At 65.8% G+C, this 21,130-nt stretch carries 17 protein-coding genes and 1 tRNA gene; 7 read left to right on the top strand and 11 right to left on the bottom strand.

From position 1 onward, the window contains the following. Window positions 1–82 precede the first annotated feature (82 nt). Window positions 83–1,573: an FG-GAP repeat protein gene (locus tag FHR37_RS27665; protein ID WP_175542863.1), complete on the bottom strand. Its 1,491-nt coding sequence runs from the start codon at window positions 1,571–1,573 to the stop codon at window positions 83–85. Between the two features lie 1,299 nt (window positions 1,574–2,872). Between FHR37_RS27665 and FHR37_RS27660 the strand changes: the two genes are divergently transcribed. Beyond that, entirely contained in the window at window positions 2,873–3,292 is a 420-nt protein-coding gene (locus tag FHR37_RS27660) for a hypothetical protein (protein ID WP_092890682.1), read from the top strand. 127 nt (window positions 3,293–3,419) lie between these two features. Here the strand turns inward: FHR37_RS27660 and FHR37_RS27655 are convergent. The 4 genes from FHR37_RS27655 to FHR37_RS27640 all read right to left on the bottom strand — a co-directional run bounded on the left by FHR37_RS27655 (window position 3,420) and on the right by FHR37_RS27640 (window position 8,089). After that, window positions 3,420–3,522 (bottom strand) — tRNA-OTHER (locus FHR37_RS27655). Window positions 3,523–3,817: 295 nt separating this feature from the next. Further along, window positions 3,818–5,410, bottom strand: a complete 1,593-nt coding sequence (locus tag FHR37_RS27650; RefSeq protein WP_175542864.1) for a glycoside hydrolase family 43 protein — start codon at window positions 5,408–5,410, stop codon at window positions 3,818–3,820. Further along, window positions 5,403–6,839 (bottom strand): glycoside hydrolase family 28 protein, encoded by a 1,437-nt coding sequence (locus FHR37_RS27645; protein ID WP_092890688.1) that lies wholly within the window; start codon window positions 6,837–6,839, stop codon window positions 5,403–5,405. Before FHR37_RS27645 ends, FHR37_RS27650 begins: the two co-directional genes overlap by 8 nt. Continuing rightward, complete coding sequence (locus FHR37_RS27640; RefSeq protein ID WP_139239270.1) at window positions 6,836–8,089, bottom strand: ROK family transcriptional regulator; 1,254 nt, start codon at window positions 8,087–8,089, stop codon at window positions 6,836–6,838. The genes FHR37_RS27645 and FHR37_RS27640 overlap by 4 nt, the downstream gene beginning before the upstream one ends. Window positions 8,090–8,345: 256 nt before the next feature. On the opposite strand from FHR37_RS27640, the gene FHR37_RS27635 reads away from it, so the two are divergent. The 6 genes from FHR37_RS27635 (at window position 8,346) to FHR37_RS27610 (ending at window position 14,661) form a co-directional block, all read left to right on the top strand. Next, complete coding sequence (locus FHR37_RS27635) at window positions 8,346–9,923, top strand: ABC transporter substrate-binding protein (RefSeq protein ID WP_175542865.1); 1,578 nt, start codon at window positions 8,346–8,348, stop codon at window positions 9,921–9,923. A gap of 97 nt (window positions 9,924–10,020) precedes the next feature. Further along, entirely contained in the window at window positions 10,021–11,007 is a 987-nt protein-coding gene (locus FHR37_RS27630) for an ABC transporter permease (protein ID WP_092890697.1), read from the top strand. Window positions 11,008–11,023: 16 nt separating this feature from the next. Next, the gene (locus FHR37_RS27625; RefSeq protein WP_092890700.1) at window positions 11,024–11,998 is read left to right on the top strand and encodes an ABC transporter permease; all 975 of its coding nucleotides are present in this window, start codon (window positions 11,024–11,026) and stop codon (window positions 11,996–11,998) included. Continuing rightward, window positions 11,995–12,891, top strand: a complete 897-nt coding sequence (locus FHR37_RS27620; RefSeq protein WP_092890703.1) for an ABC transporter ATP-binding protein — start codon at window positions 11,995–11,997, stop codon at window positions 12,889–12,891. The genes FHR37_RS27625 and FHR37_RS27620 overlap by 4 nt, the downstream gene beginning before the upstream one ends. A gap of 2 nt (window positions 12,892–12,893) precedes the next feature. Further along, the gene (locus FHR37_RS27615; RefSeq protein WP_092890705.1) at window positions 12,894–13,733 is read left to right on the top strand and encodes an ABC transporter ATP-binding protein; all 840 of its coding nucleotides are present in this window, start codon (window positions 12,894–12,896) and stop codon (window positions 13,731–13,733) included. Between the two features lie 88 nt (window positions 13,734–13,821). Beyond that, window positions 13,822–14,661 (top strand): LacI family DNA-binding transcriptional regulator, encoded by an 840-nt coding sequence (locus tag FHR37_RS27610; protein ID WP_092890708.1) that lies wholly within the window; start codon window positions 13,822–13,824, stop codon window positions 14,659–14,661. 437 nt (window positions 14,662–15,098) lie between these two features. On the opposite strand, the gene FHR37_RS27605 is transcribed toward FHR37_RS27610, so the two are convergent. The 6 genes from FHR37_RS27605 to FHR37_RS27580 all read right to left on the bottom strand — a co-directional run bounded on the left by FHR37_RS27605 (window position 15,099) and on the right by FHR37_RS27580 (window position 21,014). Next, on the bottom strand, window positions 15,099–15,905 hold the full coding sequence (locus FHR37_RS27605; RefSeq protein WP_092890711.1) for a hypothetical protein: 807 nt from the start codon (window positions 15,903–15,905) through the stop codon (window positions 15,099–15,101). Continuing rightward, complete coding sequence (locus tag FHR37_RS32760; RefSeq protein WP_175542866.1) at window positions 15,869–16,663, bottom strand: LamG domain-containing protein; 795 nt, start codon at window positions 16,661–16,663, stop codon at window positions 15,869–15,871. Before FHR37_RS32760 ends, FHR37_RS27605 begins: the two co-directional genes overlap by 37 nt. A 173-nt stretch (window positions 16,664–16,836) precedes the next feature. Continuing rightward, window positions 16,837–17,085: a hypothetical protein gene (locus FHR37_RS27595; protein WP_175542867.1), complete on the bottom strand. Its 249-nt coding sequence runs from the start codon at window positions 17,083–17,085 to the stop codon at window positions 16,837–16,839. A gap of 39 nt (window positions 17,086–17,124) precedes the next feature. Then, on the bottom strand, window positions 17,125–18,435 hold the full coding sequence (locus FHR37_RS27590) for a glycoside hydrolase family 71/99 protein (RefSeq protein ID WP_139239271.1): 1,311 nt from the start codon (window positions 18,433–18,435) through the stop codon (window positions 17,125–17,127). 601 nt (window positions 18,436–19,036) lie between these two features. Next, a complete protein-coding gene (locus FHR37_RS27585) occupies window positions 19,037–20,428 on the bottom strand; it encodes a glycosyl hydrolase family 28-related protein (protein WP_175542868.1) in 1,392 nt (463 codons plus the stop codon). Window positions 20,429–20,666: 238 nt separating this feature from the next. Beyond that, a complete protein-coding gene (locus tag FHR37_RS27580; protein WP_139239272.1) occupies window positions 20,667–21,014 on the bottom strand; it encodes a Rossmann-fold NAD(P)-binding domain-containing protein in 348 nt (115 codons plus the stop codon). Window positions 21,015–21,130: the final 116 nt, after the last annotated feature.

Below are 21,130 nucleotides of genomic sequence, written 5' to 3'. Positions count from 1 at the left end.
TGCTCCGCCGCGGCGTGACGATGCCGTGCACCAGGGCGGATGCGAGAGCCGACCCACCAGGCGAACCGTCATGCGGCGTGAGTTATGGCCGGCCTGGGTTGCCAAGCGCGGCGCCGAAGGCGCCGTCTGGTTCGAGGGGCCCTTCGACATCGAACCCGCGGGTTGAGACGGCCTGGCCGAAGCCGGTCTGGATGACGCCGGCGTGGGGGACGCCGGCGACTGTCTCGCCTGGTGCCCCGATGAGAAGTTCCGCCGCTCCAGGCCCACCCATATTCACCATGGCGAGGGAGGCGCCGAACTTGTCGCCGGTCTCTGCGACTCCCGGCATTTTCCACTCGCCGAACGACGAAGTGTCCTGGCTGAGGAGCTCCTCGGCGTCCCCGGCGGCACTGGGTCCAGTAGTTTGGCCCCAGAAGATTTGAATCGCCCCTGCCGCCGGCACGCCGCTTACGCGATCACGGGGGACACCGACGACCACTTCCTCGGCGGCCGTGCGGCCGATGTCCCCGACCACAACGGTGACGCCGAATTGGTCTCCGGCCTCGGCAGTTCCGGTGACTCCAGCGGTGTTCTGGGACCAGAACTCATCCCTCGCGGATGTGAGTCCGGTCGCGGAGCCGAACAGGATCGCGATCGCCCCGCTGCCGTTCTCGCCCGGAACCCCGACCACCAGGTCCTCACGGCCGTCAGGGGTGACAGCGCCAGCACCGAGGGCGGTGCCGAAGCGGTCGTTGGGTTCGGCCGCTCCGATGATGCCGGCGCTGTTCTGGGACCAGACCTTCGACCCGGCACCGGTGAGTGCAGCACCGCGGCCGCCCGGTACGACGGCCACACTGCCGGAGTTGGAGTCCTCCCCGGGGACTCCGATCGCGAGGTCGTCGATCCCATCACCGGCGAAGTCGCCCACGGTCAGGCTGGCACCGAACCGGTCTGAGGCCTCCGATGCCCCCGGGATGAGCGGCGACGACTGGGCCAGCCGCACCGCATGAGTCGGTCCCGCGTTCAGCCCGGCGGCGTTGCCGTAGACGACGAACACCGCACCCGCGGCGCCGCCCTCACCGGGTGCGCCGATAGCCAGGTCGGTGATGCCGTCGTCGTTGAGGTCACCGATCGCCAGCCCCGAACCGAAACGCTCCCCGGTATGCCGCGGTCCTGGGATTGAGGCGGTCCCTTCGAGGAGCATCTTGTTCCCGGTGGTGCCGAGAAGCCCATCGCCGTTGAAACCGTAGAACACGTTGACCGCGCCCGCATTGCCGTCCTCGCCGGGGACACCGACCGCGGCGTCGGCGCAGTGGTCACCGTTGAAGTCGCCGGTGACGACGGCCGCCCCGAACCGGTCGTTCGGCTCCGACCCGCCGGCAACTCCGGGCGTGTCCTGGCGGATCCACTGGTCCTCGTTGTCGCCCTCGTCGTTGGGCCCGACGGCGAGTCCCATGTAGGAGCCGTGGAAGACATGGATCGCGCCCGCGGCGTGGTTTTCTCCTGGTGCGCCGACGACGGCGTCTCCGTAGTCTGGCTCAGGCCAGATGTTGGGAGGTTGGCTGCCGTCACCGTTCATGTCCTGGTTCGGCAAGTCGGGGGCACACGTCCTCACCGCCGCGTCGGCTCTTCCTCCACCTACAGCCGAAGACGTAGCCCCGAACGTGAGGGAAGCGATGAGGGCGAGCAGCCCTACGGCAGGAAACGCACGCATGAGGTCTCCTACGGACGACGGCGCGTGGCAGGACGCGCGTTGGTCAACCAAGCATGCGCTCCCGCGACGCCAGACGAGCCCATTTCCCGACAAGTCGTTGCAGCCACTCAGCGACCCTTCACCCAGGACAGCACCAGGTCAAACACGGGAAAGGCGAGCGAAGAGCCGCCGTTCTACCGGTCGTCTCTCGTTGTAGTCCTGACTGAGGCCGCTCAGCTAATCCACACCTGAGTAGTCGGAGTTGTTCCACTACTCACGGAGGGACGTCAACACTCGACCTGACGAGCCCCATCGGGCTGCACCCCGCGCTGATAAACAGCCGAGTTCGTGGCGTGGGACCGCAGTCTGGCATCACCCTGAGGTTCCTCGTTGTGCGTATCACCGGGCCGATCGTGCCAATGCGCCAAGGGCATCGAGCGGTTACCTCCACCCGGTTGGGCGGGTGGCGTTACGAGCCGAAGTTCGACGGGTTACCGTGCGCTGGCCACAATCGGCGACGACGCGTCGGTGTCGGTGTATGCACGCCGCGGCACACCCCTAGGCCCGGCGTTCCCGGAGATCGTGGGCTCGTTGTACGTGAGCGATCGCGACCCGACCACGTGGCGCTCGCGGCGCCGGATGAACGTGCCCCGTCCCCCGCGACGGCGCCGTCGGACACAGCGAGGACGACCCCCGGCTCGGTACGAAGCCGTTCGGCCGCGGCGTCTCCTTCCGCGCCGCCGCTGGCATTTAGTCTCCGGTAGCCCTGGCGCAGGCGCCTGCACGCAGGCCGGGATCGGAGCGTCGAGGGTTGAAGATCGCGACGGCGACAGGCGCCATTAGACGTCCGCAGCGCAAGCCGGAGACTGGTGCGGCGATGAGGACAGTTGTGGAAACGGCTACGCCTACCCCTCAACTCGCCGTCGAGCAGCTGGCTTGACCTCAACGTGTGAAAGCTGCCGCAGAATCCGCCCAATACGCGCAACCGCGACCTGCGGACGTCTGCACAGGTCAGCCGGCCCTGTGCACTTGGGGCGACGCAGCCGCAGAACGTCGCACTAACCGCCGCACAAATGCCCGAGGTCGCCCACCTTCCTTGCCCTCAGCATCTCCGCTCGGCTGGGCCGGGCGTGCCCACGACAACGGATTGGCAGGCTCTACTCTTTGGCTCACACTGACTGGTTTGGCTCTGGGGGAAGCGTGCGGAAGCTGCTGTTGATTGGATTGGCTCTCGTGGTCGTCGCCGGGTTCGGGGTCTGCGGATGGCAGCTGCAGCAGGCGCGCGAGCGAGAAGCCGCGCTGACCAAGCGCATCGACGCGCTGGAAAGGTCCGCGGGCACGAGCCAGGACGGAACCAAGGCGATAGCCAAGCTCCTGATTGGTGTCTCCTCCCGCACCGGCAGCCTCGCGAACGAGGTCTCAGACCTCCAGCAGGCCACCTTCGACGGCCAGGTCAGCACATACGGCCCATCACTTGACTCCCGACTCACCGCACTCGAGGCCCAGGATGAGCGGTACACCCCAGTCACGGACAACACAGCGCAAGTCACCCAGTTGCAGATGCGTCTCGATCGCCTCTGCAATGCAGTCCGGTTCAACAGTCCTTCCGCCACCTGCTGACACGGTCGAGATCAGCGCGGCTTGCCGCCGAACTTTGGCCAAGCACACACGAGCCACACTGACCCGCAGCATATGATCAACAGCCAGGTCGGAACGGTGTCTCCGCAGGTCAGGGCAGCTTTGCAGGTGGAGCGGAGGGCATGGGATTCGAACCCATGAAGACAGGTGGGTCCTGCCTTAGCGGTTTTCAAGCAATCTCCAACGACCCGTCTGACCAGCAGGTTCGCCGCCCCGGCCAACACTTCGCCGCGTATCCGCCGCGCCATGAACCGAGCAACCAGAGCCCGCCGGCCACCACCGGACTGACGCCCGTGCCGCCAGGCGACTCAGTCGAACCGCTGCCCGAGCCGACACCCATTGACCCGCCGATGTTGTCGCCATCACCGATGCGAGAAGCGGTTTCGGCAGCCTCGTGCGACGCGCCGCGCACACCCGGCAACGAGTCATCGTCGCGGTCGTCCGTGACGTGACGGCGGCTGCGAGTCGCCAATGTCGAACCGGGCTTGGCGTAGGTCGTGCAGCGGCCTATAGACAGTTTGTAGAGCCGACCCGCTGAAACGGCGTCGCTGCGCCATTGGCGTACACGCAGAACCTTGCACCGGAGTATGACTGGCTTGTCTCCGCGGACAGAAGGCTCGTCTGCCCAGAGCCCACCTCGAGCCATGCCTGCTCGGCGTCGGCGTCTGCGGTGCGGACGTGGAAGGAGTACCGATCGAGAGTTCCTGAAATGCGCATTTCCAAGCCCGCGCTCGCGGGCGCGGGCATGGACGTCACCTGGCGCATGTCTCCGACCTGTCGTGTGAGGCGGAGCCAGCTACCGTCCCGGCCAGTGTGGACCGTCAGCAAGTAGTAGTGCCCGGATGATGCGTAGACGGCGATGCCGGCGTGGGCCGGGTACGCCGGAAGCGCGTCGAGGGTCGCATGAAAGGTGGCGGTGGGCTCTTGCTGCGAGAGGAAGGCAGCCGCGACCGGTCCGTCCTGGCTCAGCGTGCGGGGACTCGCGGGTAGAGCGATGCGCATGTCCTCGGGGGATGCTGCGTTGATGTCTAGGCCGTCGAGCGGTGCTTCTCGGGTGCACCATCCGGAGGTCCACGGAGTGTGCTGCTTGGGCCACTCTCCCCGGGGCGCGGGAAGGGGCTGGCGCAACTGGTGCTCGAGTTCGACGGTGCCACGCTCGCCGATCTGCGGCCAGCCGTCCTCCGACCAGGTGACCGGAGCCAGGAAGACTTCGCGGCCGAGGTGGTGCCAGGGTTTCGGCCCGTGGTGCCGGGTGCCGAGGAAGAGCGCCCACCAGTTGCCCTTCACGTCGTCGACGAGTTCGGCGTGTCCGGTGCTCTGGATCGGGTGGCCGACGCGGTGTCGGTGGGTGAGAACAGGGTTGTGCTCGTAACCGACGAATGGGCCCCATGGCGACGTTGCCCGCGCCACTGTCACCATGTGGCCCTTCCACGTTCCGCCCTCGGCGGCCAGCAGGTACCACCATTGTCCGATGCGGTAGATGTGTGGGCCCTCGATGTCGTTGGAGCAGTACCCCGCCTCGTGTGGGGTGATGGGAACGGTGGGCGTGAGGAGATTTCCGCTGTCCACGTCGAGTTCGGCCTGTACGACTGGTCCTGACCCCTCCTTGCCCGCGACGACCGTGCGTCGGGTGTAGAGGACACTCTCGCCATCGAAGTTGAGTGAGGGGTCGAATGCGTCGGCGTCGATCCACGTGGCGTCAGACCACGGGCCGGCAGGGTCGTCTGCGGTGAGTAGGAAGTTTCCCTGGCCGGGAGCGACGTTGGTGCAGGTGAGGTAGAACCGGCCGGAGTGGTGTCGCAGCGTCGGCGCGTAGAGGCGAAGAGGGCCGGGCCGACGGTCGCGACGGTACTGAGCAGGGCGCGTGACGGCGTGTCCGATCACCGTCCAGTGGACGAGGTCGGTGGAGTGGCGTATGGGAATTCCGGGCCAGAACTCCAGAGTGGAGGTGGCCAGGAAGTAGTCCCCGCCGACTCTGCAGGCCGAAGGGTCCGGTGAGAGGCCGCGCACGACCGGGTTGGGTGCGGTTTCGAAACTTGCCGGGACCGGAACGGCCGCGGTCGAGTCCGGCGGCGCCTCGCGCCCGGCGCGGTCATTCATGGTCGGCCTCCTTGCCGTTGGGAGGTCCAGTGGTTGAGACCGCGTGGCCGTCCACCACGACCGCGGCCTGAGAGGGATGAGCGCCGCCACCGGCGAAGTCGCTGATGTGGAGGTCCGAAACCTCCACCACGGTGAGAGCGGCGCCGAGATCGGTGTCACGAACGTGCGTCGGCTGCGCCCACACCACCTCACAGTCTCGGATGCGGACGTCTGATACTCGCTCGAGGTGGATCCCGCTCGTGTCGTGGGGCACGACATCGTTCGCCGGGTGGGGGCGCAGGTCCCAGTGACCACCGGGGTGCCCGCTCCACCGGTCGATCTCGACCCGAACCCCTTCGAGCACGACGCCTGAGACGCAACCCGGCTCCTCCGCGCGGACGAGAACGCCGTTCTCGCTGCGGGCGAGAATGTTCCGGAACCGGATGTTGCGTGCCGTGCCGCCGCTTCCCCGCCATGGGTAGCTGGCGACGTAGATCGGCTCACCGTGTCCCCACCACCGCGTGTCGAAGAACCGCGTCTCGACGATGATGTCGCTGAACATCACGTTGGACACGCCTCCAGGTTCGGAGAGTTGCAGGGCAAGTCCCCGATTACTGGCGGAGATGACGCAGGCCGTGACCACGCAGTTGCGGATCGGCGACGCTATCTCGGAGCCGACGCACACCCCGCTGGATTTGCTTGTGATCGTGCAGCCGGAGACGGTGATGTCGCGGCATTCTCCGTATTCCCGCGACTCCAAGCAGGTCTTGAGGCAGATTCCGTCGTCGGCCGTCGAGATGTGGCAATCACTGACCCTGACCCCCTGGCAGGTGTCAATGTCGATGCCGTCGCAGTTCGGCAACTTCAGGTCGTTGGCGATGGTGATCGCATGAACGGTGACGTCTCGGCAACCTGACAGACGGAGGGTCCAGTAGGCGGCGTCGCGGATCTCGACGTCCGTGATTCGCACCCGTTCGCAGTTCGTGAGGTAGATGGTGAACGGCCGGAGGGGCGCCATGGTGTAGATCGGTCCGAGGTCTGCGAGCACGTAGTGGCGTCCACCCCCGTCGATCGTGCCGGTACCAGTGATGGATACCTGGCGACAGCCCTCTGCACTGATGAAGACCGGGCTGGGGTCCGCTCTCCCCGGCTGGTTGTCGCTGAGGGCTCCCGTACGACGCCGGACGGAGTAGGCAGCCTCGTCGGGATGGGCGGCCAGGACGGCACCGGGTTCCAGGTGCAGCTCGACATGGGAACGCAGCTGGATGCTGCCGCTAAGGAAGGTTCTGCCAGCAGGGATCACGACGCGCCCGCCGCCGCGGCCGTGGCACGCGTCGATCGCCGCCTGGATGGCGGTGGCGTCGTTGACTGTCCCGTCCCCAACGGCACCGAAGTCGGTGACGGTGACCGTTCCGGTCCGTCCTGTAGGCGAGGCGCCGACGGAGCTCATGACGACGCCGGCGCAGGTCGACGGCGCGCGCTCTCACGTACCGAGTGCGGGGTGAGGTGTCGCTGCAGCACCAGCGCGGCGGCGCCCAAGGCCGCGGCCTCAGGCCCGATGTGTGACATCTTCACCTGCACCGGATGGATCGAACGCATGAACGCACCGCGGTCGAGGGTGTCCTGGATCACGCGTGCGTAGAGGGCCCCTGCGTCGGAGAATCCCGGTCCGGACAAGTAGACCTCGTCGAGGTCGAGGATGTTGGCCAGCGTGGTCACAGCCGCGCCGAGGTAGGACGCAGCGTTGGCGATGAGCTGGTGGCTGGATCCGTGTCCTCTGGCTGCGGCCCGAACGAGACGGCGGAAGTCGCCTTGCACCTCGTCCGCCTCGAGGGTCAGCCCGAGGTGCTTCACCAGGTCGGGGTCCCGGCCTGCTTTGGTGACAACCGCGTCGGGGCTGGCGTACAGCCCGACACAGCCCCGCGACCCGCACGGGCAAGGTGGGCCGTTGACGTCCAGGATGATGTGCCCGATCTCCCCCGCGTTCGAGGAGACACCGTGGAATATCCGCCCTTCGGTCAGGATGCCGCATCCAATGCCACCCGCCATGTAGACCGTTGCGGTGACGGTCTTCTCGTACGCCGCGTGCCGATTGGTCCAGTACTCCCCCAGCGCGGCACAGCTGGCGTCGTTGTCGACGACGACGGGACGACCGGCGACCGCCTCCAGCATGTCCTTGAGGCGCAGCCCTGTCCAGGCCGATGTAGGTAACCGGCCCTGAACGATGCCGAGGCTGCTGTCCAGCGGGCCCGGGATGGCGATACCTATGCCCACCACCAACTCCGGATCGACCTGGAGGTATGCCAGCAGGGGCTCGATCCGTTCGGCGATGTTCTCCATCACCTGCCGTGGAGAAGTCTCACGGGGACCGTCCGTGCTGAGCCGGCCCACGAGATGGCCGGAGAGGTCTGTCACGACGAAGGTGAGGCGTCGGTACTCCAGCGAGACACCGACGGCGAACCGAGCCGACGCGTTGAGTTCCAGCAGGGTCCGTCGCTTGCCACCGGTCGACTCGCTGTAGCCGCTCTCGACGACCAACCCGTCGGCGATGATCCTGCGCACGATGGTCGAGATGGCCGCCTGAGTCAGTCCCGACATCCGCGCCAGCTCGACCCGGCTGATCGACCCCGAGGCACGGATGTAGTCCAGGATCACGCTGCGTGTGAACTCCGCCGACGTCGGCGGCATCGAGGGCCTCACAGGCAGCTCCCTTCACGGCGCGGATCGGTGACGGCTGCTGAATCCTACCCACATTCCTTTACTTAGACAACTTAATGAAGTAGGTTCCGACACCAGACCTCGCGGACCCCTCCTGACAGAAGGACCAATGGTGATCTTGCGAAACTCGGTGGCACGCGCCTTGTGCGCCGGCGGCGTCCTAGTCGCCCTGGGGCTGGCGGGCTGCTCGCCGCCTCCGACCCAAGTCTCAAAACAGAGCGCAGACACAGGCAGCGGTATGGGCGACACGCTCAACGTGTACAACGGCGGCAGCGGCCAGTTCGTGAAGAACTTCAACCCGTTCTCGCCAACCGTGCTCGCGAACGTGCAGGGAATGATCTACGAGTCACTGTTCTACTTCAACGACCTGGCGCCCCTCGGCACGAAGCCGACCCCCGTGCTCGGCGAGAGCTACGAAGCCAACGACTCGGGGTCCGTGGTGACGGTCAAGCTCAAGCGCGGGGTGAAGTGGAGCGACGGTAAGCCCTTCACAGCCGATGACGTTGCGTTTACCTTCAACACCGTCCGTGACACCAAGGAGTTGGACACCACCGGCAACGCTCCCTCGGCGAAGGTGACGGGGGACGACGAGGTCACACTGACCTTCGACAAGCCCGCGTTGGCCGACATCCCGTCGGTCCTCGGCAGCACTTGGATCGTGCCCAAGCACATCTTTTCCTCGATGGACAAGATCCCGACCGACCCCAACGCCAAGCCGGTGGGCACGGGACCGATGAAGCTGGCCAACTTCACCGCCCAGTCCTACGTGTTCGAGAAGAACGACACCTTCCGCCAAGCTTCCGACATCCGCGTTCCTGGTATGCGGATGTACTCCCTGTCCGGCAACCAGGCCGCCACCAACAAGCTACTCAAGTCCGAGCTTGACTGGGCGGGAATCTTCATCCCCGACGTCGACAAGGTCCTCAAACCGTTCCCTGACATCTCGTACAGCCCCGCTGGCTACCAGCAGGTCGAACTGACCGCGTGCTCCAACTCCAACCTCGGCTGCACCGGCCCCCAGACCAGCCCAACCGTCCGCCAGGCCATCTCCGCTGCGATCGACCGCAATCAGATCAACAAGCTGGCCTACTACGGCCGCGGCCTGCCCATCTCCCCCACCTACGGCGTGGTCAAGCGGGACGACAAGCTCGTCGCGGACCAGTTCTCCCCAGCCTCCATGCAAGCAGACGTGGCAAAGGCCAAGGCACTCCTCGAAAGCGACGGCTGGAAGCTCGGCGCCGACGGCATCTACGCCAAGGGCGGTAAGCGCCTGAGCATGGACGTGATCGTGACGACCGGCTACACCGACTACATCGCCGCTCTCAACATCATGAAGCAGCAGCTGCAGAAGGCCGGCATCGAGATCAAGCCGCAGCAGCAGGCGAACGCCGAGGTCATCAGCGCCCGCGGCCTCGGCAAGTTCCAGCTGGCGATCGATGGAATCTTCCAAGGCCCGATCGCGGACCTCTACTACGTCTACAGCAAGTACTTCGACTCCTCCCAGGCCGCGCCGGTCGGCAAGTCCGGGAACCCGTACGGCAACGTCGCGAAGTTCTCCAACCCGAAGGTGGATGCGGCAGTCAAGGCCGCGGGCGAGACAGAGGACATCGCGGAGAAGGCCAAGCTCTACGGGCAAGTGCAGTCCATCATCGTGCCCGACATGCCATACATCCCGGTAATCAACTACCAGAGCTACGGCCTGCACAGCACCGCCAACTACACCGGTTGGCCGACGAAGGACAACCCGTACGCGCACGGCGGCCCGGGGGGCGGGGGCGGCGAGCAGACCCTGCTGCGGCTGCGCCCGAAGAAGTGACTGACGGGACCGCTGTGATCACAGCCACTACGACCACCTCCGGCTGGAGCGACAACGTCGTCGCCCCAGCCGGGGTCGACGGCACTGGGAGACTCCCGTGCAGGTATTGAAGAAGCTTCTCTTCTATCTGATCGCGCTGTTCGCCGCTGTCACCCTCAACTTCGCGATTCCACGGTTGCTTCCCAGCAATCCTGTCGACATCCTGCTCGGCAAGCTCGCCCAACAGGGACCCATCCCGCCCCAGACGAGGAAGTCGCTTCAGTTGCTGTTCGGCGCCGACCCCTCGGTCCCACTGTGGCGACAGTACGTGGACTACCTGCATAGCCTCGTCACCGGCGACTTCGGGGTGTCGGTCACCTATTTTCCGGCGCCGGTGGTCTCGGTGATCGGGGCCGCCATACCGTGGACGTTGGCCTTGGTAGGCCTGACTACGGTCCTCAGTTTCACTGTGGGGATGGCGATCGGCACGATTGCAGGGTGGCGTCGCGGCTCCTGGGTGGACTCGCTGGTACCCGCCACCACGATCCTGCATTCGCTCCCGTACTTCTGGTTGGCACTCGTGCTCGTCTACCTACTGTCGATCCGGGTCGGCGCCTTCCCCCTCAGCGGGGGTTACGACGTGCGCCACACCACGCCTGGGCCGTCATGGGACTTCATCGCGAGTGCACTCCACTACGGATTCCTGCCCGCGCTCACCATCGTGATCAGCTCGATCGGTGCATGGCTTCTCGGCATGCGCAACATGATGGTGTCGACCCTCTCCGAGGACTACATCGTCACCGCGGAGGCCAAAGGCCTGCACCCGATGCGAATCATGACCACCTACGCCGCTCGCAACGCGGCCCTGCCGTCCATCGCCGGCTTCGCCATCTCCCTAGGCTTCGTGGTCGCCGGTTCGGTGGTGATGGAACAGGTATTCTCCTATCCCGGCATCGGCAACGCGTTCCTCCTGGCGGTGCAGAACAACGACTATGCCCTGATGCAGGGACTCTTCCTGGTAATCACGATGGCGGTTCTCGGCGCCAATCTGGTCGTAGACCTGCTGTACCAGTTCATCGACCCGAGAACTCGCGCCCGCACCTAGTAGGAGTGTCGCCCGCATGCCTGAAACCCTGGCCGTAACCAGCAACACGGCCGACGGAGTCAACGAACAGGACGCCGCCAGCGGAGGACGATCCACCACGACGTCAGGGGCCTGGCAGCGGCTACTCACGGCCAAGTTCGTCACCGGCACCACGATGGTGCTGCTGATCGTCATGTTCGGTATTGTCGCGCCCTTCTTCAGCCAGAACCCGAGAAAGATCGACAACGTCGGCTTGACGCCACCCGGGGGTGGTCACCTACTAGGCACCACGCAGATCGGCCAGGACGTGTTCGCTCAACTGGCGTACTCGACTCGTGGTTCCCTGATCGTGGGCGTCGCGGTCGCGGCTCTGATTCTCGCCCTCTCCGCCTTGTTCGGTATCCTCGGCGCCTACATCGGCGGCACCACCGATGAAGGATTCTCCTTGCTGTCAAACGTCATGTTGGTCATCCCGGGACTGCCCCTGGTCATCGTCATCGCCAGCTACGTGCAGCAAAAGTCGGTGCTACTGGTCATCCTGGTGCTCGGATTGACAGGGTGGGCCGCGAGCGCGCGGGTGTTACGGGCGCAGACACTGTCGCTACGCAACCGCGACTACGTGCTGGCCAGTCGGGTCGCCGGGGAACGCAGCTGGCGGGTCATCTGCGTGGAGATCCTCCCCAATCTCCTGCCGGTGATGTCCTCAGGCTTCGTCTTCGGCATCGTCGGTGCGATCCTTGCCGAGGCGGGTCTGTCGTTCATCGGTATTGGTGCCTCGGGGTCGCTTACCTGGGGAACCATGCTGGCCGGAGCGAGCGACGGGCAGGCCCTGCTGTTCGGCGCATGGTGGTGGTTCGCGCCCCCCGGCCTGATGATCGCCCTGCTCGGCACGGGGCTGTCGCTCATCAACTTCAGCATCGACGAGGTCATCAACCCGAAGCTGCGGACCTACCGAGTCCGGGCGATCCGACGCGGCGGGCCCCACCGGAAGGGTTCAGTGGAACCGGCATGACCAACGATTCCTCGCGAACACAAACACTGCTCCGCGTATCCGATCTCACCATCGACTACAGTGCCGAACGCATCGTCCACGCAGTGAAGAAGGTCAGCATCGAGCTACGACGCGGTGAGATCCTCGGTCTCGCCGGAGAGAGCGGCTGCGGCAAGTCAACTCTCGCCTACGGGATCAGCCAACTGCTCCGGCCCCCGGCAGTCGTCACCGGCGGAAGTGTCGTCTTCCACGACAAGACCGGGGAGGACGTCAACGTGCTGGCCCTGCAGGGGAAGGACCTGCGGACATTCCGATGGAGCAAGGTCTCCATGGTGTTCCAGGGCGCGATGAATTCACTCAACCCAGTGATCTCGATCCGCTCACAGATAGACGACATCTTCGCGACGCACCGTCCCGACATGAGCAAGTCTCGGCGCCGCGGGCGTGCGCGAGATCTGCTCGATCTGGTCGGAGTGGACGTGCGCCGGCTGGACAGCTACCCCCATGAGCTTTCTGGCGGAATGCGGCAGCGTGTCATGATCGCCATGGCACTGGCCCTGGACCCACAGCTCATGATCATGGACGAGCCCACGACCGCGCTCGACGTGGTGGTCCAGCGTGACATCCTCACCGAGATAATGCGGCTGCGCAGCGAACTGGGCTTCGCCGTCATCTTCATCACCCACGACCTTCCACTGCTCCTCGAGATCACCGACCGCATCGCGGTCATGCGAGGCGGCGAGATCCTCGAGCTCGCCACGGCCGAGGATCTCTACTTCGCCGCCCAGCACCCGTACACACGGCAACTGCTGCGATCCTTCCCGAGCCTGACGGGCGAGGCCGGATCCTTCAACCGCCATGGAGGGGTCTCGGCAGAGGCACCTGGACCGTACGAGGCAGAAGGAGCCAAGTAGGAATGTCGATCCTCCGTGTCAGGAACCTCTGCAAGGATTTCAAGCTTCACCGCGGCCTGAGCAGCACCATCCTGCATGCGGTGAAGGACGTGTCGTTCGAGCTCACCCCGGGTCATACGGTCGCCCTCGTCGGACAGAGCGGCAGCGGAAAGTCGACCGTAGCCAACATGATCGTGCAGTTGGAGAAGCCAACATCCGGCGAGATACTGCTCGACGGCGCCCCGGCCAGGCGGCGAGGAACCGGCCTGCAGCAATACCGCAAGCACGTGCAGATGGTGTTCCAGGATCCGTTTGCCTCACTCAACCCTTTCCACTCCATCGGCCACCACCTGCGCCGCCCCCTCCTCCTGCACGGTGTCGCATCCGGCCCCGACGAGGCAAGCGCCAAGAGCATCGAACTGCTGGAGCGCGTCCATCTCACGCCCGGTAGCGACTTCATCGACCGCCGCCCGCATGAACTCTCGGGCGGCCAACGACAGCGGGTGGCCATCGCCAGAGCACTGGCGCCGCGGCCCAGCGTCCTCATCGCCGACGAGCCAGTCTCCATGCTCGACGTGTCCATCCGGCTGAACGTGCTGAACCTTCTTGCACGACTGCAGCGTGAAGAGAACCTCGCCGTCTTGTACATCACCCACGATCTCGCCACCGCCCGGCACTTCTCCGACGAGGTCATGGTGATGTATCAGGGCGAGGTGGTCGAGGCTGGACCCCCGGACCAGGTGATCCTGCGGCCTCAAGCAGAATTCACCCGACGCTTGGTGGCCGCGGTTCCGCAGCCGTCTCGCAACCAGCGGCTCATCGACGCGGCCGCTCGCTACGGAACGAAGGAACACCAGTCGTGAACTACCCACTCGTCCGGCCCGGTTCGACGCCGACCCCTCCGCAAGGACCTGCCGACAACCTCCGCCACCAAGTGGGAGTGGACCAGCCGTGACCCAGGTCGGGTTCGTCTTCGTCCGACAGGCCGGCGCCCCCCGGTTCGAACCGTTCTTCAACGAGATCCTCGTGGGCCTGGAGTCGGTGCTTGTACCGGCAGGGGTTGACGTGATCGTGCAGGTCGTCGAGGACCCAGCGCAGGAACTCCAGGTCTACCGGCACTGGCACGACACCAGGGCTGTCGACGCAGTAGTCCTCAAGGATCTACGCGTCAACGACGACCGCATACAACAGCTGACTGAGCTTGGTATGGCCTTCGCGGTCCTCGCGGATGTCACACAAGTTGGCGAGTTCGCCGCCGTGCGAATCGACAACGCCCGCGCCATGCACGACTCGATGAACTTTCTGGTAGAGCGCGGGCACCGCACCATCGGGCGAGTTACCGGCCCGACCGAGCTGGTGCACACCAAGATCAGGACCGACGCGCTCGTCGAGGCAGCCCGGGCCGCTGGCGTGCGAGTTTCCGTCGTCACTGGCGACTACTCCTCACAGAGCGGCTACCGCACGACCACCTCGCTGCTCACGTCGACGCCGCGCCCGACAGCCGTTGTGTACGACAACGATCTCATGGCGCTGGGAGGACTCGACGCAGTCCGAGAACTCGGTCTCGACGTCCCCACAGCGGTGTCCCTCCTCGCGTGGGACGACTCCGTAGCGTGTCAGCTCGCAAGTCCGCCGCTGTCTGCACTCCGCCACGACGTCCAGGAGATGGGCGTCCAACTCGGCAATGTTCTGCTGACCCTCCTCAGCACCGGCCCCACCTCCACAAGGGCTGCCCAGCCCATCATCGTCGAACGAGGGTCGAGCACCGCTGTCGCACTCGAGAGATCGTAGTCACCGGTTGCCCACCAAGTGGTGACTGAAGTCAGAAACTATGCGTCCCATTCCCACAGCGGATCATCCATATCGACGCGCCAGTTGTTTCCGACATATCAAACAATGCCCCAGCCTCGTCCAGACGACTTTGCCGGTACACCCAGAAGCGCACAGTCCTGGCCGAGCCGGCCGTCAGCTCGGGACCACCGAGGCGCGTCGCGGCGCAGCCGACCCGAGCTTGGAACTGCCCGGGTCGCCACCAGGTTTCGCGTGGTCCGTAGCCGAGTCGCCGGCAGCGCCGCGGCGCTGCCGGCGACCAGACCTGCCGAACCGGCCAACATCCTTAGCCGCGGCAGCTTCGGCCCCTCAGCCTGCGTACCAACAACATCGTTGTTCATCTGCTTCCTCCTCGAAGCGGATACTTCGGCCGACACACGTCTGGCTGCCGGTCCCTGTTACTGGCCGGCGTAGTGGTAGGCAAACCGGCCGAGCGGCGCGGTGTCGCCCTTGTCCAGGAACCGCATCGGGTCGGCGTCGGCTCCGACGTTGTCCGCCCATTTGAACGACAGCGACACCGGGCCTGCCGCCAGGCCGAGCAGGTCTCGGCGCACTTCGATCGCCATCTCGTTGCCCGCTTTCCGGTAGTCGGCCGAACCGATCCGCTGCCAGGCATCGCCGGTCCATCGCTCGACGGAGGTGGTGTCCTGGCCGGGGCGCCGGTTGACAACGACGTCGAATCCGAGCCACCCGGTCGTCGGGTTGTCGTCGACGTCGAGGTACAGCAGCATCCAGTCCGAACCGGCGGGCGCGGTGATGTCCGCGTGGGTGCGGACATAGAAGGTGACGTCCTGGCTGGTGTGGGAGACCCGTGCTTCGATGATGTCGTTGCGGCCGCTGTCGTCGGCGTAGGTACGGTCGGATGCGCCGACGTAGTGGCGGTGCAGGGTGTCGCCGAGGTCGTCGCGATAGACCGGCTCGACGTCGCGCCACTGGCCGGCGGCGCCGAGCAGCTGGGCGTGTTTGCGGATCACCCAGGGATCGTCGCGGTAGTAGTAGCCGAAGTACGGCTGGTCCCAGAAGTGGAAGCTGCCCACCGGCCCCCAGGGCGCCTTCCCGGCGCGGATGTCGGTGATGTTGTGCAGGCCGGAGTCGTCGTTCATCTCCCACTGGAAGTAGAAGATGCCGACGAACTTCCCCTTGCGCGGACCGCCGACGTCGGCGTGGGTCAGCAGCTGCCGATCCAGCGCGTCGAGCCGCGCCACGTCTCAGGTGCGGTGTCACGCGCCGGTCGGTAGCGCGGTGTGTTCCGGCCGGGCGGCGCTGGCGGCGGCCCGGACAGGCCCTGGATCTGCTCGGCGTCGAGAGCGACGTCGTAGATCCGCACGTCGTCGAGGGCGCCCGGCAGGACACCCCTCGGCTTGGGCGGGTTCGCACTCGTGTCCGGAGCTGCGCCGAGATAGCCGGTGCCGCCGGACAGGTGCGCCGGATCGAACGTCACGCCGTCCTGGCGCGCGGCTTCCCGGCCGTCGAGGTAACAGCGCACCTGGCCATCGGCGGCGGTGACGGCCAAGTGATGCCACTCTCCTGCCTCGATCCGGCCGAAGGTCCTCGCGTCTGCCCTGGCACCGCCGTCGCGCAACGAAACGACCGGCGTGAGGTTCTGGCCCTTGGCCTCCATGTATAGGGCCCCGGTCCCACCCGCGAATCCCGCTATGAAGCGGCCCCATGGCCAGGGCTGGTCCATCCGGAACCAGGCGGCGAAGGTGATGGCGGCCATGCCTTTGGTGAGTTCGGCCGGCACCTCGACCGCGTCCCCGGCGCCGTCCAGCCGCAGCGCCTTGCCGACCTTGCCGGGCACATAGGTGGGATGGCCGATCAGAGTGCCGTGATAGCCGTTCTCGCTGTCGTCGACGACCTGCCCGTCGTGATCGTGGTCGAAGCTCCACCGTGCTATCAGATGCGAGGTCGGCGGCTCCGCGGCCGCGGGCGTGATGTTGCCGATTGTCACTCCGGCGGCCACAGCTGCCGACCCGGCCAGCACCGAGCGGCGGCTCGGACGGAAGGCTTGTTCGGTTGGTTCGCCGTTGGGTTCAGAATTCATGTCATCCGTCCTCGTTGATCGTGGTCGTGGCCGCGTATCGGGTCCGGTGATCGATTCCTGCTGTCCGGTCGAACTGCGCGCGCGACGTCGGCTCAGGGATAGCGAGAGTCGAGCGTCGGCGTGGGAAAGTCGTTTCCCTGGCGGTACTGGGTGATCAGGTCGCGGACCAGCTTGAGGTAGTAGTAGCCCCAGCCGTCGGAGTCGCGCCCGGCCAGCTTGGTCACCTTGGTCGGTTCGATGTCGTTGCTGCCCGGGACGCTGAACTGGTCCGGCCGGCTGTGCTCGTTCCACTGCTGCACGGTGAGGAACTCCGGCTCGTAGTCGAAGGCGCCAGCGAACATGTCGGTCAGGTAGGCGCCCGAGTAACGGTTGTGGCTGTCCTAGTTCGCGTAGCCGCCGGGAGCCTCGTTGCCGCCGTTGGAGACGCAGGCGGTCATCTGCTCGGATCGTTGCTGCCACAGCCCGTCCAGGCCGAGCCATCCCAGTCCACCACCGGCGCTGGACTTGCTGCTGACCTGGAAGACCACCTTGCGTCCCACCAGATCGGCCACGTTCCACTGCCGGACGTACAGCCTGGTCGAGTCGCCCGGTGGAACCGCGTGCCGCAGAACCTTGCCCGACACAGCGTCCTTCAGCAGGAAGACGTTCCGGCCGTCAGTGGTCTCCAGGTCGGACCCTGCCTGCATGTCGAAGCCGACCGAATCGAACGCCAGGCTGCGGTCACTGATCGTGAACGCCGGCGAGGTCAGTGACCCCGTCGACTGCGCTGCGCCCTGCGCAGGCTTGTTCCACGCGACGTCGGTCGCCACCACCTTGTTGAACGCCGGCTGCGCAGCCAACGTCTCCACCTTCCAGTCGCCGTCGGCCGTCCAGCCGTTCCAATCCGTCTTACTGAACGGATGCACGGCCGCGGTCTGCCCGTTGGCGTAGGCCACCCGGTCCACCCAACTCCACACTCCGCCCGGGTTCAGCACGATCTCCCGGAAGGCTCCCATGTAGCGCACCGTGAACGTGTCGTCGGACCAGTCCGGCGGTTCGGTGGTACGGGCACCGGTGAAGATCGTCAGCAACGGCTTCCCGTCGTGCTCGACGAAGAACGGCCGGTACCGCGGGTCGTTCAGATACTTCGACTTGATCCGGTCGACCTCGGCGACGAAGTGCGGCGTCCCGACCTTGCCGCCGTCCAGCCCTAGCAGCAGATAGAGCTGCAGCTTGATCTTGTGCTGGACGTAGATCTCCAGCAGCTTGTCGGTGGCACCCATGATCTGATCGGCACGGCCACTGGTCCAGGCTCCGCCCAGGTTGTTCGACCAGTCGACGCACAGATGGTCGAACCCGGACCAGGTGAGCCATCGCGCGTGCTGCAGGATGACGTTCGGGTCGGAGGAGTCGTAGTGGCCGAGGACCGGTTCGGCCTCCGGCCGTTCCCAGCCGTGGCCCGGCCACCAGGTCTCGTAGCCGATACCGATCCGGGTACGCCTGCTCGGGACCGCCGAGGCGCGCCGCGGCGCAGCTGGCCCGAGGTTCGGGCTACCGGCGTCGCCACTACCGCCGGCGGGACTGGCATGGGCAATGGCGGAACTGCCGAGGACAGCGGCAGTGCCGGCGGCCAGACCGGCCGAACCGGCCAACATTCTCCGCCGCGGCAGCTTCGGCCCCTCGGCCTGCGTACCAACAAAATCGTTGCTCATCTGCTTCCTCCTTGAAGCCGGAACGGGACAGTCACGCTTGACCGGAGATCGGCCGACGACCCCGGTCGAATGAAACCCATCTATTCAGTAGCCCAAGCCGGTTGATTGTGGTGCCCGCGCTGCCCTGCAGCTGGGTCGGCAGCACCGCGCTGCGCGCCGACTGGGCGAAGATCGCGATGTGCTTCGGCGGGTGAGATCGCGCCAGCTGCCGTGGTCGATCCCCTCGTTCGTCGGCGGGAAGACGTAGGTGATCTTCCCCGCCAGCTTCAGGCCCTTGTTGGCGTCATAGAGTCAGGCCAGAAAGGCCCAGGCGGCATCCTGGTTCTGCGACGCGTCTGCGAGATCGACAGGGCGCGCGATCCACCGCCTGCGGTGGAGTTGCCGTCGATCTTGGGTATCGGCATCACGTCCTAGCCCTGACCCTTGAGCGCTGCGCGGTTCCGCGGGATGGTGGGGCTGCCGCCGAAGGCCTTCCCACGTTTCACGATTCGAAGCTCTGCGACTTCGGGGGCGCCGTTATCGACCAACCAGCTGCGCTTCGTTCAGCTCACGCGCCACCGACGTCGGGGTGGGAGAGGAGGCGCGTACGGTGTCGGTCACCTCAGCCGGTCCGGAAGTCGGTGTTGCTCTCGACAAGATTGTCCTTTCCGTCATTGACGACGGCGGCCGCGCCGGGTACCGCGCCGCTGTCGGTGATCCGGAACGCGTTGTGCGTCACCATGCAGCGGTCACTGCCAGCCGTGACCCGGATGCCGGTACCGACGTTGCGGCTGTAGTTGTTCATGACCCGCGCGTCCGGGGAGTGGTCGACGATGATGCCGGATCCCTTGCCCAGCAGGTTGACCGTGGTGTTCTCGTTCACCAGGCACTCGGTCGAGTTGTGCAGCTCGATCCCGTTGTTGGTGGTGTCCTCGGCACTGATGTTGTAGATCTCGTTGCCGCGGACCCTGATCTGGCGGCAGTTCGTGAGCTTCACACCGACGTAGTCGTCGCTGCTACCGGGAGTCTTGTAGAACAGGTTGTCCACCACCCAGGCGTCTCCGGTCCCCTCCATCTCCACCGCCGACGCCAACGAGTTGCAGTGTGAGTCCCGCAGGGTGAACCACGGACCCTTGCGACCCGCATCGTTGACCTTGCAGCGCAGACCGTGCCTCGGTCCGACCATGACGGCGTTCTCGATCACCGTCCCTTCGGTCGCCCAGCCGAGGAGGATCGGGGTGTCGCAGTTGCTCAGGTGCATGTCCACCAGGTAGCAGTCCACGCATTGGCCTTCCAGCTGGATGCCCACCCCTTCGTGCGCTGCGGACGTGAAGCTGTAGCTGGTCACCGTGGACCGCCACGCTCCCTGGAGATACAGCCCGCATTGCCAGCGTTGGCCGTTGCCGTCGCCGCGGGTCACCTCCAGCGCGTCGATGGTGGCGTGTGGCCACGCACCGGCGTACGGCTCGGACCACACCGCTGAGACGGCCGTACCGGCATCTGGCCTGGTCGAGTTGACCGTGAGGTCGCGCAGCATGAGATAGTCCGCCGATGCACCGCTGGAGAAGGTGAGCTTGATCGCATCGCCGGCGCCGGCCCAGTCGATGACGCTGAGACCCTGTCCCAGACCCGATAGCCCCAATGCGCCCTGATGGGTCAGCGTTTTCGTGATTCGGTACCTGCCCTCGGGAAACAAGACCGTCTCTCCGTGGGTCGCCGCGTCCAACGCGGCCTGGATCGCTCGGGTGTCGTCGGTCGTGCCATCCCCCTTGGCGCCCCATGCCCTCACGTCAATCACCAGGTTGACCCGCGGGTCGTCGTTTGGCACGAACTCACCACGCACGTGCGGCGGCGTCGGCGCCGCCTCGGCACGCCGGGACGGTCCGGCAAGAGCTGCGGCACCCAGCAGCGCTACCGCGCCACTTCGCACCAGGTTCTTGCGCGACAGTGCCGATGTCTTGCGTGACACGGCCGATGGATTCACCGAAGCATCTGTGACGTTGAGGTCGGTCACGGTGAGAGCTCCTTTGCTGCTTGCGATGGTTGTGTTGGGTGAGGTGTTCATGGCCCTGGGCCAGGCGCTGATCGCGGCCTCGGCACGGTGTATCTGCCGAAGCATTGGTCGGCCAGCCACCAGCCGCTCGAGCTCATCCAGGCGTCGCGGAACTGCCTGGAATCAGTGGCTAGGAAGGAGGCCTTCTTGCCAGCGAACACGATCGCCGCGAAGGTCAACTGCGCCACCGGCTCGGCGTTCAGGTCGGTGCTGGAGGAGACAACGACGCAGCGTTCCCACAGCGCATCGCACACGGTCCCGCGTGTCGATCCGGCACATGCAGGACTGCCCTCAGCAGGGGCATCCGGCTCAAGGTCGCCGCATCGATGCGTGTTGCTCCCCAGCTGGTGAGCAACACGTCGACGTCGTCCAGTCGGGTTCGCACCTCCCGGGACTCCAGCGACGGCACGCAGACAGGTTCATAGGTGCGGGCGAGGCGTTCGACCCGCTCGGCGTCGAACTGCTCGTGCCAGACAGCCTCTCCCATCACCGCGATTACGGCCGGCTTCTCGTGCCGCTGGTGGACGTCGCGTTCGATGTGTGACACACACCCTCCTGACCGGGGTTGATCGCTATGATCGACTCGACTTACATTTCGCGTGATAATGAGTGAACGATTGGTGATCGTTCCTAGACAAGCAACCGATCACACTCGATCACCAC

This window comes from Actinopolymorpha cephalotaxi (genome assembly GCF_013408535.1).
GTDB lineage: Bacteria > Actinomycetota > Actinomycetes > Propionibacteriales > Actinopolymorphaceae > Actinopolymorpha > Actinopolymorpha cephalotaxi.
This window is presented reverse-complemented; position numbering and strand designations above follow the sequence as displayed.

What these genes read in the sequence shown, in the direction of transcription:
- FHR37_RS27650 (WP_175542864.1), bottom strand. Translation starts at nt 5,410, where the DNA reads ATGAATGACCGCGCCGGGCGCGAGGCGCCGCCGGACTCGACCGCGGCC.
- FHR37_RS27645 (WP_092890688.1), bottom strand. Translation starts at nt 6,839, where the DNA reads ATGAGCTCCGTCGGCGCCTCGCCTACAGGACGGACCGGAACGGTCACC.
- FHR37_RS27635 (WP_175542865.1), top strand. Translation starts at nt 8,346, where the DNA reads ATGGGCGACACGCTCAACGTGTACAACGGCGGCAGCGGCCAGTTCGTG.
- FHR37_RS27625 (WP_092890700.1), top strand. Translation starts at nt 11,024, where the DNA reads ATGCCTGAAACCCTGGCCGTAACCAGCAACACGGCCGACGGAGTCAAC.
- FHR37_RS27620 (WP_092890703.1), top strand. Translation starts at nt 11,995, where the DNA reads ATGACCAACGATTCCTCGCGAACACAAACACTGCTCCGCGTATCCGAT.
- FHR37_RS27615 (WP_092890705.1), top strand. Translation starts at nt 12,894, where the DNA reads ATGTCGATCCTCCGTGTCAGGAACCTCTGCAAGGATTTCAAGCTTCAC.
- FHR37_RS27595 (WP_175542867.1), bottom strand. Translation starts at nt 17,085, where the DNA reads ATGTTCGCTGGCGCCTTCGACTACGAGCCGGAGTTCCTCACCGTGCAG.
- FHR37_RS27590 (WP_139239271.1), bottom strand. Translation starts at nt 18,435, where the DNA reads ATGAGCAACGATTTTGTTGGTACGCAGGCCGAGGGGCCGAAGCTGCCG.